Below are 12621 nucleotides of genomic sequence, written 5' to 3' on the forward strand. Positions count from 1 at the left end.
GAGACTCAATGCAGATCAGGAACGTAAGGCTCGAATCAATCGTGGCCGACGAGAACAACCCCCGCCAGGACTTCGGCGACCTGGACGCGCTAGCCGCGTCGTTCGCCGGCAATGGCGGCCAGCCGTGGAACCCGCCCATCGTGGTGGCAGATGGCTCCATCTTCCGCATCGTGGACGGCGAGCGCCGCATCCGCGCCATGCGCTCCCTGGGCGAGGGCGCGCCCGAGGAGGTCGCATGCGTCGTGTGCGAGGGCATGGACGAGCGAGACGCCGCAGTGGCCATGGTGGCCACCGACGACAAGCGCCGCCTGACCGACGAGGAGAAGAGCCGCGGCACTCAGCAGATGCTGCTGCTCGGCGTCGACGATGACGTAATCGATGCGGCCGCCCACCTCGCGCCGGGAAGCGCCCGACGCGCGCGCCGCGGCCGCTCCGTCGCGGGCGATGCTGGCGACCAGATGACCTTCGACCGCCTGTTCGCAATCGGCGAGTTCGCCGAGGCGGGGGACGACGAGGCCGCAGCTGCCATCCTCGACGCGGAGGATGGGAAGTGGCGCTTCGTGGCGGATAGCCGCAAGCGCCTTTCCCGCAACCGCGCGACCGCCAGGGCGGCCATCGACGCGCTTGCCGGGGTGGGCATCGGGCTGGTGGGCGAGAGGCCCCTGGACATGACGCACGAGTACACGCTCAGCCCCTGGAAGAACATCCCGAAGGCCGTCGAATCGCATGATTGGCCCGAAGGCTGCGTCGCCTACGCCGAGGTGGACGATGGCATGGTGACCGTCTACGCCCCCTCATCCGATGCCGTGGATGCCGAGGCGGAGGAGCGCGCGATCGCCGCGCAGGCGAAGGCCGACGAGCTGGCGGCTGCGGTGGAGTCCGTGGAGGCGTTCGTCTACGAGTCCATCCTGTCAGGCGGGCCGCTGCCGAACGTGGGCCGCTGGGCGCTCGATCGCGTCTGGGCAACCGAGGGATATTCCGCGCCGCAGTTCGTCCGCCGCGCGAAGGAGGATGGCAAGGAGCTGCGCATGTCGAAGATGTTCGACTACGTGAGCGGCCTGCCCCTCGCCGTCGTCATCGGCAACCGAATGCCCACCCCGGCGAAGTTCGGCGTGAAGGCCCTCTTCCTTGGCGAACTTGGCGGCATGACCACCTACGAGCACGACAAGGCGGTGGACTGGGCTGCCGTGTATGCCGCCGCCCTCGCCGATGGATTCGAGCTCGACCCCGAGCTGCAGCCCGCCGTCGACGCGTATGTCGAGTGGGCCAATTCCGATGACTGGAAGGGCGAGGGCAAGGATGGTGACGAGTAGTGGCGACCTTGTTTGATTTCATCCACATCGCCGACGAGCGCGGCTTGCGGATGTCGGTCGAGTTTGCCGAGAGCCCAGTCCTCTTTTCCATTCGCTATGGCTGGGTGACGGGCCGCCTGAAAGGCGGCCCGGCTACCGTCCGATTGGAAGGCGAGGCGCGTAATATGGCCGACTTCCTCGAGTGCCTGGAAGCGTTCGCGCAAGAGTGTCGCGATGCTATGGCGAAGGGGGGGTTCGGACGATGAGCACGAATAAGCTCGACCTGGTCATGACGCCCGATGGCATCAAGCAGCGGGTCATCACGCCCGACGACGAGATGCCTGATTCGATTCTGTACCAGGGGGTCGAATACGTCCGCCCCATGGAGGCTGTTCCCAGGAAGTACACCAACGACTCTTTGCTGGGGTCGCAGCATCGTTGGTGCTGCGGGTTATGCGGGAAATTTCTATCCAGTGTCAGGCCCAGCGAGGGCACTTCATGTCCAAGATGCAAAGCGAAGGTGGTGTACGCGAGATGATAGTCAACATTGGCGAGGTGGCTACGTTTCCGAATCCTCGCGCTGATTACGACCAGGCGGTCAAGATTCTCGAGGAGGCCGCCGAAGCATTTGCCGCTTGGCAGCAGTTCGACGCCAAGGGCAGGGCGATGTACCGGCAGCCGTTCCTGCACAAGCTGTTCAACGAGCTGGCGGACCTCATCATGGCGAGCTCCAACATGTTGCGCGGCCTCGACCGAGACCCCGCAACCACGTGCGAATGCGAGCCCATGGTGTTGGAAAAGGGCGGGCTGCTCCTCCTGCTGGTCGATTCGGCGCGGGTCTACGGGGCCTTCGAAGAACTCGAGAGCGCCCATATCTTGGAATATGGCGAGAAGGCTTCGGAGACACGTCTTGTCCAGGGGCTGCGCGAACTTCAGGAAGATGTTTGCATGGTTATCGCGTCCCTGGGCGTCGATGATTTCACGACGTACATGCAAGCCTGCGAGCGCAGGAACCGATGGAGGGGGCGCTATGAACGAGCTTAGATGCGCCTACTGCGGCAAGGAGATCAAGGAAGGCGAAGACGTGTTCGTATGCCTGGACAATTGGCTGCAATGGCACCATTACTGCGACCTGCCCAAGCATAAGCACTATTACTGCTCGAAGGCCTGCTTTGCCGATGATTGGTCGGTGGAGCCAGTTGACCTGGATGATATTGGATAGGGGACGCTATGAGCAAGCTAACATCTATTTCTAATCCAACAGCGTGGCTTAAAGAATTCCAAGCAGCACTTGATGAAGATGCAAAGATTGCTTCTGAAAGGTTTATACAAAAGCAACCTGTCTTCTATGTCATCAGAGATTATCGCCTTGAAATAGTGCCTGACGGCTACGGTGACATCATTCGATACACTGATAGCGATGATCACAGTTGTGACTACTCACCTCGCGAAGCCATCGAGTCTATTGTCGAAGATGAGATTGCCACCATTCACGACATCGAGACGTCTGAAGAAGGCGAAGACTTCGGCATCAAATTCACCGAAGATGGCGAGCTCGACCCATCTGTGTCTGAGGACAACTGCTGCTGGTTTCTTGATACATCAGAATTTGCTGAGCATCTAACGCACCACACTCTTGTTAAGAAAGCATTCATCGTGCCAGACACACTGTTTCTCACTTATGCCGAAGCACGCGAGCACCTTCGTCTCAATCACTATCATTACACGAAAGACGCTCACACCTACGCAATGACCGCTTGGCGCTCGCCACAAGTGAGTAATTTGCTTGGGCTTCTGCACAGCATCGACTTTGACGAATCAATTATCAAATTAAAGCTCGACGCGCAATCAACAGAGGGGAAGGTGGTTCGCCCATGACCGGCGCAGAGCCGTTGACCGTGGGACAGGGCGTGGGGCTGGTCGTAGGTTACGCCCTCACGCTCCTGCTAGCCGCCATCCTGCTGCCCATCACGCTGGCATGCCTGCTCGTCGAGGCCCTTGCCGGGCGCGGTCGCTAGCCTAACACAGCGATACACATTCCATGGGAAGGGGGCGCGCAAGCGCCCCTTTTCTCTATGCCATGGCCCGACTTGGTGGCCGTGCAAAAACCGTGCAAAAACGGCTTTCGGCGCGTTTCGGGCGGATTCGCGGCAACCCCAGGCCGCAGCTACATTCCCAGCTCTCCGCATCACCTAAAAAGCAATTAACTAGTAATTAATTGTCATTTCCTAATAAGAGGGGCATTTGCGGGGAAGCGTTTGACCTGTTCGTTACATTGATTATGATGGTGAAAACGCTGCCAGCGTGCGTGCGGGCATCGAAAGGGGACGAAACGATGCCTGGGACGAATCGGTTTTACCTGTGCAATGGATCTGCGTGCGATTGGGGAGAAGAGGGAAAGTGTAGGCAAGAGTGCTACGTCAACGGCGGTAGCTGCCGCCACACCACGGACTGGAATTACGCCCGCAATGCGGGACGGCGCAAGGCATGGCGCGAGGCCCAGATAGACGGGCGCCGCTGCCTGATTGAGGTCGACGTGCCGCCTGCTCTCGTCGCGCTCGCGGCTGATGCCGAATGCTAGCCGAGCTGCGCGATGATTACGCGCGCTACCCGAACGCGGAGAGATTGTTCCGTTGCTGCCGCCGTGGGTCTTCGGAAGTCAAGGCGGCCCGTGCTCAGCTCGATGCATCCCGCGACATGATCCGAGCCGTCCGCTATGACGCCATGGGGGCCGCACCGGGCGGGCATTCCGACCCGGTTGCGCAGAGCGCGGAGCGGCTCATGGCCGTGGAGAAGAGATGCGCCGCAGCAATATCGCGCGTGGGCGAGCTGCACCAAATGGCCCTCGATGCCATCGACGAGATGGAGCGCGCGGGTGATGCCGCCGATGGCGATGCCGCCGTGCTGCGCATGTACTACCTCGCAGGCAAGAGCAACGGGGAGACGGCTAGCGCGCTTGGGTATTCGCCCGGGTACATCGCGAACAAGAAGGCCGTGGCCATGATGCACGTCGCGCCATTCGTGCCGCTCGACTGGGAGCACAGAATCTAGGATAACCGAGGGGTCGCCATGTGGCGGCCCCTTCTCTTTGCCCAAGGACCCCACGCAGCACTACACGCTCTCGTATGTACGGAGCAAGTACGGAGCAAATACGGAGTAGGTTCCAGTAGGTTCCAGTAGGCTCCAGTAGCAAGAAGCCCACGCCGGGCCTCTTCTCTTGCCCAAAGACCTTATGCAATGTGACCTAATGTGACTTAATCTTATGCATCCTCATGCGGGTCACCTCGTATCCTGTATCTCAGGTTCCCATGCCACATGGGACGCACGCACAGGCAAGGAGGGCCGTAGATGAGAATGTCCCGACGCTCATTCATCGAGTACACCGCACTCAGAGTCTCCTCGATGACAGACGAAGAATTCTCCTCCTTTGCGACCATTACCCTCACCGCGCTGGGCATTTGCAACCTCGACGGAACTCCCGCCGATGGAAGCGGATTCTCCGACACGGCCCTCCTCGTCCCCAAGGTAAACAAGGAGATCATCGACATGATTCCCGACCCCGAGGTGCGCGAGCTGATGCATGCCATCTGCGGCACCAACCAGGAAGACGATGGGCAGGCCTAGCCCGACGCCCGACCTGACGCGCGACTACGACCTGGCGCTTGCCGACAGGCTTGCGAGGGAGCGGCGCGAGCGCGGCGACGACCGACTGTTTTACATGCGCGCGCCATGGCGGCGCCTGCGCGAGGAGATCCTGCGCGAGAGCCATGGGGAATGCCATGACTGCCGCAAGCGCGGCGAGTTGTCCACCGTGCTCGACGAAGACGTGACGATGGTCGTGCACCACGTCCTTCCGGTCGAGGACTATCCAGGCTTCGCACTGTCACGATTCTGGTACGACACAGACGGCAAGCGACACGCGCAGCTCATCGCATTGTGCAACGAGTGCCATGAGAAGAGGCACGGTCGTGCCGCGGGGTGCACCAGGGACGGGCGCGAGCCCGTGACCGAGGAAAGATGGTGAAAAGGCCAGCTCATGCATAAATCGAGTCTCCATCCTCCGATTTATGCATAAATTGGCCGTTTTCGGCCCTCACGGCGCTCGATTTTCGCTGGGAAAATTCGAGCGCTGAAATTTTCAAGCGTTTGACCTGGGGATACACCCCCAGGGGGTAAACCCCGAAAAATCCGAAACGCCCACAAACCGACGCCCCTTGTGCGGAAGGGAGGAAGCCTCCCTTTTTCGGCCAGGGGCCATTTTCGTTTAGTCGCGAGGAGGCGATGCCAATGCCGGCGCTGCCGAATTCGGGGCGCAAGCCCATCCCCGTCGACGTCATCGTCGCGCGCGGCCAGACCCACCTTACGAAGGCGGAAATCGAGAAGCGGAGGGCCGCCGAGGTCCACCCGAAGAACGTCAAGATAGACCCGCCCGACTACATGGTCGACAGGGAGCTGCGCAAGCGCTTCCGCCGCATCGCCCGCGAGCTCGCCGCCATCGGCGTGTGGGCCGCAATCGACGCGGACGAGCTGGCGCGCTTCGTCGATGCCCAATGGGCGTACGAGCAGTTCACCACGCGAATGAAGGACGCGCTGGAATGCGGCGATGTCGGCAAGGCGATGGAGCTGCAGCGCGCCCAGGACCGCGCGTTCAAGCAGGCGCACGCCATTGCCACGGCGTTCGGCATGAACTGCACCGCGCGGTGCAAGATCGTGGTTCCGAAGCCGCCCGAGGCGAAGCCGAAGGCGGTGCTGTGATGTGGAATGGACCGCCATTTCGGGCGTCCCCGAGATCGACGAATGGGCGCGCCTGGTAGAGACCGGGGAGGTTCCCGCGTGCCAGGAGCACGCCCTCCTGATGGGCTATTTGCGGCGCGTCTTCGAGACCGAGAACGTGACCGTGGATGCGGAAAAGCTGGCCCGTTTCATGGGCTATAAGGACTTCTTTCCGTTCCCATTCGGCCCCGAGGAGGACTTCCTGACGGCCCTGTGGCTCTGTTGCTATGGCGAGAACGGCCTGCCCCGCTGGCCAGACCTGCTGTGCTACGTCGGGCGAGGGTTCGGCAAGACCGCGCTGATGACGTTCTGGGCGTTCTGCCTGCTGTCTCCCGCCAACGGCATCAGGCAGTACGACGTGGACGTTTGCGCGACCACCGAGGAGCAGGCGAAGTTGTCATTCGACGACATGTGGAACATGCTCGAGTCCGAGCCAGACTACTGGGAATCGGCGTTCACCTGGAACAAGCTCGAGATTTACAACCGCGAGACCCGCGCGAGGTTCAAGTATTGGTCGGGCAACAGCGGAAGCAAGGACGGCATGCGCTCGGGCTGCGTCATGTTCGACGAGATCCACGCCTACCGCGACAGCGCCTCCATGGAGGTGTTCACCGGCGGCCTGGGCAAGAAGGACGACCCGCGCCGCCTGTTCTGCACCACCGACGGCGACATCCGCGACGGCGTGCTTGACGAGAAGAAGGAGCTGGCGCAGGCCATCCTGTGTGATGGCGAGCCCGACAACGGCCTGCTGCCCTTTATCTGCAAGCTCGACAGCCGCGCCGAGATAGAGGACGAGGCCGTATGGCCGAAGGCGAACCCACGCCTGCTCATGCGCCCGCAGCTCTTCGATGAGTACAGGCGCGAGGTCGCCGAATGGCGGCGACACCCCGAGAAGCATACGGCTACCCCGACGAAGCGGTTCAACCTGCCCGAGGCGAGGACGGAGCTGCCCGTGGCGTCGTGGGAAGACCTCACGGCATGCCTCGCGGAGGTGCCCGACCTCCGCGGGGTGCCGTGCGTGGTCGGCATCGACTTCGCGAAGACCACGGACATGGTCTCCGTCTGCGCGCTGTGGCGCGTGGGCGACCAGTTCTACGCGAGGCACCACAGCTGGATTTGCGCGCAGTCGCGCGACATCCCGCTCATCAAGGCGCCCATCGCGCAGTGGGCCACGGTCGACGTCGTGGACGCCGCCGAGGTCGACGCGCGCGTCGTGGCCGACTGGATTGCCGACCTCAACATCGACAGCCTCGTCGAGGCGGTCGCTCTCGACGACTACCGGTACGCGCTCGTGAAGCGAGAGCTGGAGCTGATCGGATTCAGCGCCGACCCGCCCGAGCGCACGGTGCGCCTGGTGCGCCCGTCCGACATCATGCGCGCGCAGCCCGTCATCGACGCGGCCCTCGCGACGCACCGCATCGCCTGGGGCGATGACCCGTGCCTCCGTTGGATGGCTAACAACACGATGCTCGTCCCCGCGCCGAACGGGAACTACAAGTACGGCAAGATCGACCGCCGCTCGCGCAAGAACGACGGCTTCATGGCAATGGTCGCGGCGTTCACCATCGCCGACCGCGTGCCCGAATACGCGGAGGCCGTATACGCCGAACCGCTCATCATCTCCTAAGGAGGAAGCATGGCTGGAATCACCCAGCGCCTGTACGACTGGCTGGGCAACAGGCTCGACGCCACGAGCGCGTCCGAGGTAGTTGCCAAGGACTTCGCCAAGGCCGCCATGACCGAGGCGGCGTTCCGAATCGCCACCGGCTACATCAGCTCGATGGTGGCCAAGTGCCCCATCCGATTCTACGAGCGCGGAAGGCTCGTGGAGGATTCCCGCGACGCCTACTCATGGAACCTCTCGCCGAACGCGAACGAGAGCGGACCCGAGCTCATGGGGCGCATGGTCGACCGCATGCTCCACGAGAAGGAGGGCGCGCTGGTCGTCCCCTATCGCGGGAGCCTCTACCTTGCCGACAGCGCCGCGCCGTCGAAGCGGAACCACCTCGGCGAGGACGTGTACGAGCACGTCACCGTCGGTGGCGAGCAGATCAGGCGCTCGTATCGCGCCTCCGACGTGTTCCGCTTCCGCATGCCGAGCGACCTTCACGGCATCGTCGATGGAATGAACGGCTGGTACGACCGCGCGCTCGAGGCCGCCATGGGCGACTTCGCGAAGCGCTGCGGCCGAAAGTACAAGCTTAAGTCGCCGGCCATCCGCCCAGGCGACACGAAGGCGCAGCAGGAGTTCTCGAAGTACGTGAACGAATCGCTCAAGTCGTTCCTAGAGGCCGACTCCGCCGTGCTGCCAGAGTACGCGGGCACCGAGCTGTCCGAGGTTGGCACGTCGGCGACGGTAACCACCTCGTCTAACCTCGTCAACCTGCGCAAGGATTGCTTCGAGGCGGTCGCAGCCGCGGCGAAGATGCCGACCTCGATGCTCTACGGCAACGTTAACAACTTCGCGGAGGTCTTCCGCAGCTTCATGAGCTTCGCGGTCGACCCCGTCATCGACGTCACTCAGGCCGAACTGCAGCGCAAGACGTTCGACTATGACGGGTGGAGCGCTGGCGACCGCGTCGTCATCGACTCGACCCACCTCAAGTACACGGACCTATTCGATGCGGCCGATTCGGCCAGCAAGATCGTGTCCTCTGGCCTCCTCACGCCCGACGGCGTTGCCGAGCTGCTGGGTCTAGACCCAGCTGGCGAGGAATGGAGCGGGGCCTATTGGATGACCCGTAACTACGCCCCCGCGGGGGAAGTGTACGCGGGGGGAGGTGAATAGACGAATGAATCGCTACTACCAGATGGCGGTCGACGGAGACGTCGCGCACATCGACATCTACGGCGACATCACCTCCTGGGAATGGCTGGAATCCGACGTGTCGAGCTACACGCTCGCCAAGTCCCTGGCCACCCTGCCCGAAACGGTGAGCCTCATCGACGTGCACATCAACAGCTACGGCGGCGAGGTCTCCGAGGGCCTTGCAATCTACAACGCCCTCAAGGCGCATCCCGCGAAGGTGCGCACGGTCGTGGATGGCTTCGCGTGCTCCATCGCATCGGTGGTCTTCATGGCCGGCGACGAGCGCGTGATGAACGAGGCGTCCCTGCTGCTCATCCACAACGCGTGGACCAGCGCCACGGGCGACTCCGAGGCGCTCAAGAAGGCGGCCGCGGACCTCGAGACCATCACGGAGATGTCCAAGCGCATCTACCGCGCCACCGGCGACGTCGAGGAGGAGCGCCTGGATGAGCTCATGAACGCCGAGACCTGGCTTACCGCCGAGGAATGCGCCGAGATGGGATTCTGCACCGAGGTCGAGCCGATTGGCGAGACGGCGGCACCCGCGCAGAGCGCGCGAATGGCGCTCATGCGCTCCGTCATGGCGTGCCCGGGGCAGCCTGGCCAGGCCGACGCGCCGCTGAGCGTCACGGTCGACAGGGCCGTCGAGGCGATGAACGCCCTCGCCCTCGCCATCGGCACCAGCCAGCGCACGGAGCCAGCTCCCGTGGAGCCGTCCCAGCAGTCGGACCCGTCTCCCGTGGACCCCGAGCCCGCCGCCGACCCCGATGCGGCCGCCCAGGACGGCGACCCCGACGACGCGCAGCCCGAGCAGCGCGCCATGCCCATCGCGGCGTTCTTCGAGCTCATCGCCCGATAGCCGCACCAATCACAACCGAAAGGAAACGAAATGATCAAGCTCAACCAGGCCAAGAACGCCGCAGCCGCCATCGTGCAGGCCGTGCGCGATGGCGATGAGAAGGCCCAGGAGGCCGCCTTCGCCGGCTTCATGGAGGCAGTCGCCGCCGACGTCGCCGCGCAGTTCGAGGCAGCGCAGGCCAGCAACGACACCCGCGCGCTCGCCGACCGCGGATTCCGCCAGCTGACTGGCGAGGAGACGGCCTACTACCAGAAGGTCATCGAGGCCCTGAAGTCCTCCAACCCGAAGCAGGCCTTCGACAGCATCCCCGACGACGCCATGCCGACGACCATCTTCGAGGACGTCATGCGCGACCTCGAGCAGGAGCGCCCGCTGCTGGCGGCCGTCAAGCCCGTCTATACCAAGTACCTGACCGAATGGGTGCTCAACGACCACACCGCCCAGCGCTTCGCTTGGGGCGAGATCACGGACGCCATCACCAAGGAGATCACCTCCGCATTCAAGGTCGTGAGCGTCAAGCAATCCAAGCTCTCCGCCTTCGCGGTGGTCAGCCGCGGCATGCTCGACCTCGGCCCCGTGTTCCTCGACGGCTACGTGCGCACCTGCCTCTTCGAGGCATGGGGCGACGGCATGGAATACGGCATCGTCGCCGGCACGGGCATCAACAACGAGCCCATCGGCCTGCGCAAGGACATCCACGAGGGCGTGTCCATCGACACCTCCACTGGTTATCCGGACAAGACGGCCGTCCCCGTCACCGACTTCCTGCCCGCGAGCTATGGCCCGCTGGTCGCCTCCATCGCCGTCAACGAGCAGGGCAAGCGCAAGCGCGGCTCCGGCAACCTCTGCTTGCTCACGAACGCGAACACCTACCTCACCAAGGTCATGCCCGCCATCCGCATGCTGACCTCCTCGGGTGAGTACAGCGACGCGTTTCCCGTCGCCACCAAGCCCATCGAGACCGAGGCCCTGGCCGACAACGAGGGCATCCTTGCCCGTCTGGACGAGTACGGCCTGTTCGTGGGCGGCGACCGCGGCATCGATTCCAGCGACGAGGTCAAGTTCATCGAGGACCAGCGCGCGTTCAAGCTGGTCACCTATGCGAACGGCCGCGCCGTCGACAACACGTCGGCCATTCTGCTCGACCTCACGAACCTCGCCCCGCTGGCATTCCCCGTGCAGGGCAGCGTGACCACCACGGCCGCCGAAGCCGCCGCCGAAACCCCCGCCGAAACCCCCGCCGAGGGCTAGGTGACGCGCCATGGCCCACGACTACACCGATGAGCTGAAGCGTAAGCTGAACATCACGTGGGACGATGCGGCCACCGACGCGCGAATCGCAGACATCCTCGCCCAGGCGCCCGACATCATCGCCACGCGCCTGGGCCTGCCCATCCCCGAGGGCTCGACGGCATCCGATGCGATAGCCGCCGACCCCGAGGCGCATGCGCTGCTCATCAGCTACTGCTACTACGCGTGGAACCACGCCGAGGATGCGTTCTGGCAGAGCTACCTGATGGACGTGTACACGATCCAGAACAGGATTGCCGTCGACGCGTTCCTTGAAGGGGGCGGTTTCGATGCTCCCTAAGCCGCAGTTCGGCAGGTACAACGACGGCGTGGCCGAGGTGTATGCATCGACCGATGCGCGCCTCGTGCCCGGAGTCGACTTCTCGGGAACCGAGGGGCTATCCGAGGTGGCCGCGCTCGCGTTCGGCTCCGTGATGCTGCGAGAGTCCGACGTGGAGCTGGCCAGCGCCCAGGGCTTCGAGCTCACGCGCAAGGTGCGCACCAGGCAGTGCCCTGGCTTCGACGCGGGTTGCTGCGTGCTGGTCGGCGGGACCCTCTACGAGGTCCCATGGCTCGAGCGCACGGCAGACGGCCGAGAGGCCTATGCGCTGCTCTCCGAGCTGGCAACCGACGGCACCGTCGACCTGCAGGACAGGGCGGCGGGGCACGACGCCAACGGCAACCCATCGGCCACGTGGGTGACGGCAGTCACCGCCCACTGCCGCAAGTGCTCGCCATCGCAGCAGCGCTCCACGGGGGCGGGGGCCGACGTTCGCAAGCCCTCCATCACCGTGCGCTTGCGCGCCTGCGACTACGGCGCCGGGCATGCGCGAATCGTGCGCGATGGCATCCCCTACACGGTCGCGTCCGCCAAGGGCGCGGGCGAGTGGGTGGACGTCGTGGCCACGCGCGAGGGGGGAGACCGATGACGACGCCAGACGGCTTCTCCGAAGAGCTGGTCAACCTGGCGCGGTCGTTCGTTAACGAGGAGCAGGAGAAGGTCGTCGCCGCCGTGCGCAAGGGCGCGGACGTGACGAAGCAGCAGCTCGTTCAGACCTCGCCGTCCGATTCGGGTGATTACGCGGCTGGGTGGCGCCGTTCGAGCAAGGTGACCTTCGATCACATCGAGGCCAGCGTGTACCAGGCGAAGAAGCCTGGCCTGCCTCATCTGCTCGAAAAGGGCCACGGCGGACCGCATCCCGCGCCCGCCCATCCCCACATCGAATCAGCCTACGAGGTAGGCGTCGCGACAATAGAGAGCGAGCTGGGCACATGACGAACGAGGATGTCATCTCGATCCTGGAATCGACGGGCTATCCCGTCAGCTACGGCGTGCCCTCCGACGAGGAGTCGCTGCCCCGCATCGTCGTCTACGAGTCGGCGAGCAGCGACCTGCGCGCCGACCAGACCATCTACCAGCGCATCCGCTCCTTCACCGCTGAGCTGTGGACGGCTGGCAAGCAGCCGGCGCAGCAGCGCGCGCTCGAGGACGCCCTGCTGGCGGCTGGCCTCGTGCCCACGTGCATGGAGATGCCGCTTGCTGACGAGAAGCTAATTCGAACCGATTACGAGTTCAGCACCCTGCTGGACTAGACAAG

The 12621-nt window shown here is 63.8% G+C and carries 20 protein-coding genes; all 20 read left to right on the forward strand.

All coding sequences use genetic code 11. The annotated features are described in order from the left end of the window. The first annotated feature begins 8 nt into the window (after positions 1–8). Positions 9–1313, forward strand: coding sequence for a ParB/RepB/Spo0J family partition protein (locus AAY81_RS00820; RefSeq protein ID WP_066660210.1), 1305 nt, complete (start codon positions 9–11; stop codon positions 1311–1313). Continuing rightward, positions 1313–1558 carry a hypothetical protein gene (locus tag AAY81_RS00825; protein ID WP_066660213.1) on the forward strand — a complete coding sequence of 82 codons (246 nt, stop codon included), beginning with the start codon at positions 1313–1315 and terminating at the stop codon, positions 1556–1558. The genes AAY81_RS00820 and AAY81_RS00825 overlap by 1 nt, the downstream gene beginning before the upstream one ends. Further along, complete coding sequence (locus AAY81_RS00830; RefSeq protein WP_066660214.1) at positions 1555–1830, forward strand: hypothetical protein; 276 nt, start codon at positions 1555–1557, stop codon at positions 1828–1830. Before AAY81_RS00825 ends, AAY81_RS00830 begins: the two co-directional genes overlap by 4 nt. Further along, positions 1827–2336, forward strand: a complete 510-nt coding sequence (locus AAY81_RS00835; protein WP_066660217.1) for a hypothetical protein — start codon at positions 1827–1829, stop codon at positions 2334–2336. The genes AAY81_RS00830 and AAY81_RS00835 overlap by 4 nt, the downstream gene beginning before the upstream one ends. Continuing rightward, complete coding sequence (locus tag AAY81_RS00840) at positions 2323–2514, forward strand: hypothetical protein (RefSeq protein WP_066660220.1); 192 nt, start codon at positions 2323–2325, stop codon at positions 2512–2514. Before AAY81_RS00835 ends, AAY81_RS00840 begins: the two co-directional genes overlap by 14 nt. A gap of 8 nt (positions 2515–2522) precedes the next feature. Then, positions 2523–3170 carry a hypothetical protein gene (locus AAY81_RS00845; RefSeq protein WP_066660222.1) on the forward strand — a complete coding sequence of 216 codons (648 nt, stop codon included), beginning with the start codon at positions 2523–2525 and terminating at the stop codon, positions 3168–3170. Then, complete coding sequence (locus AAY81_RS10335) at positions 3167–3310, forward strand: hypothetical protein (protein WP_156501472.1); 144 nt, start codon at positions 3167–3169, stop codon at positions 3308–3310. The genes AAY81_RS00845 and AAY81_RS10335 overlap by 4 nt, the downstream gene beginning before the upstream one ends. A gap of 317 nt (positions 3311–3627) precedes the next feature. Beyond that, a complete protein-coding gene (locus tag AAY81_RS00850; RefSeq protein ID WP_066660223.1) occupies positions 3628–3873 on the forward strand; it encodes a hypothetical protein in 246 nt (81 codons plus the stop codon). After that, complete coding sequence (locus tag AAY81_RS00855) at positions 3867–4343, forward strand: hypothetical protein (protein ID WP_156501473.1); 477 nt, start codon at positions 3867–3869, stop codon at positions 4341–4343. Before AAY81_RS00850 ends, AAY81_RS00855 begins: the two co-directional genes overlap by 7 nt. Before the next feature lie 351 nt (positions 4344–4694). Beyond that, a complete protein-coding gene (locus AAY81_RS00860) occupies positions 4695–4916 on the forward strand; it encodes a hypothetical protein (protein WP_066660225.1) in 222 nt (73 codons plus the stop codon). Further along, positions 4903–5316: an HNH endonuclease gene (locus AAY81_RS00865; RefSeq protein ID WP_066660233.1), complete on the forward strand. Its 414-nt coding sequence runs from the start codon at positions 4903–4905 to the stop codon at positions 5314–5316. Before AAY81_RS00860 ends, AAY81_RS00865 begins: the two co-directional genes overlap by 14 nt. A gap of 263 nt (positions 5317–5579) precedes the next feature. Then, the gene (locus AAY81_RS00870) at positions 5580–6047 is read left to right on the forward strand and encodes a P27 family phage terminase small subunit (RefSeq protein WP_066660237.1); all 468 of its coding nucleotides are present in this window, start codon (positions 5580–5582) and stop codon (positions 6045–6047) included. 1 nt (position 6048) lies between these two features. Beyond that, positions 6049–7692: a terminase TerL endonuclease subunit gene (locus AAY81_RS00875; protein WP_082867774.1), complete on the forward strand. Its 1644-nt coding sequence runs from the start codon at positions 6049–6051 to the stop codon at positions 7690–7692. A 9-nt stretch (positions 7693–7701) separates the two neighbouring features. Next, positions 7702–8853, forward strand: a complete 1152-nt coding sequence (locus AAY81_RS00880) for a phage portal protein (RefSeq protein ID WP_066660240.1) — start codon at positions 7702–7704, stop codon at positions 8851–8853. Between the two features lie 4 nt (positions 8854–8857). Beyond that, the gene (locus AAY81_RS00885; protein ID WP_066660243.1) at positions 8858–9733 is read left to right on the forward strand and encodes a head maturation protease, ClpP-related; all 876 of its coding nucleotides are present in this window, start codon (positions 8858–8860) and stop codon (positions 9731–9733) included. Between the two features lie 30 nt (positions 9734–9763). Then, a complete protein-coding gene (locus tag AAY81_RS00890) occupies positions 9764–10984 on the forward strand; it encodes a phage major capsid protein (protein ID WP_066660246.1) in 1221 nt (406 codons plus the stop codon). Positions 10985–10994: 10 nt separating this feature from the next. Next, complete coding sequence (locus AAY81_RS00895; protein WP_066660249.1) at positions 10995–11324, forward strand: hypothetical protein; 330 nt, start codon at positions 10995–10997, stop codon at positions 11322–11324. Then, complete coding sequence (locus AAY81_RS00900; RefSeq protein WP_066660252.1) at positions 11314–11952, forward strand: head-tail adaptor protein; 639 nt, start codon at positions 11314–11316, stop codon at positions 11950–11952. The genes AAY81_RS00895 and AAY81_RS00900 overlap by 11 nt, the downstream gene beginning before the upstream one ends. After that, complete coding sequence (locus tag AAY81_RS00905; protein ID WP_066660255.1) at positions 11949–12299, forward strand: HK97 gp10 family phage protein; 351 nt, start codon at positions 11949–11951, stop codon at positions 12297–12299. The genes AAY81_RS00900 and AAY81_RS00905 overlap by 4 nt, the downstream gene beginning before the upstream one ends. Continuing rightward, entirely contained in the window at positions 12296–12616 is a 321-nt protein-coding gene (locus AAY81_RS00910) for a hypothetical protein (RefSeq protein ID WP_066660258.1), read from the forward strand. The genes AAY81_RS00905 and AAY81_RS00910 overlap by 4 nt, the downstream gene beginning before the upstream one ends. Positions 12617–12621 lie beyond the last annotated feature (5 nt).

It is taken from the genome of Denitrobacterium detoxificans (genome assembly GCF_001643775.1).
Taxonomy (GTDB): Bacteria; Actinomycetota; Coriobacteriia; order Coriobacteriales; family Eggerthellaceae; genus Denitrobacterium; species Denitrobacterium detoxificans.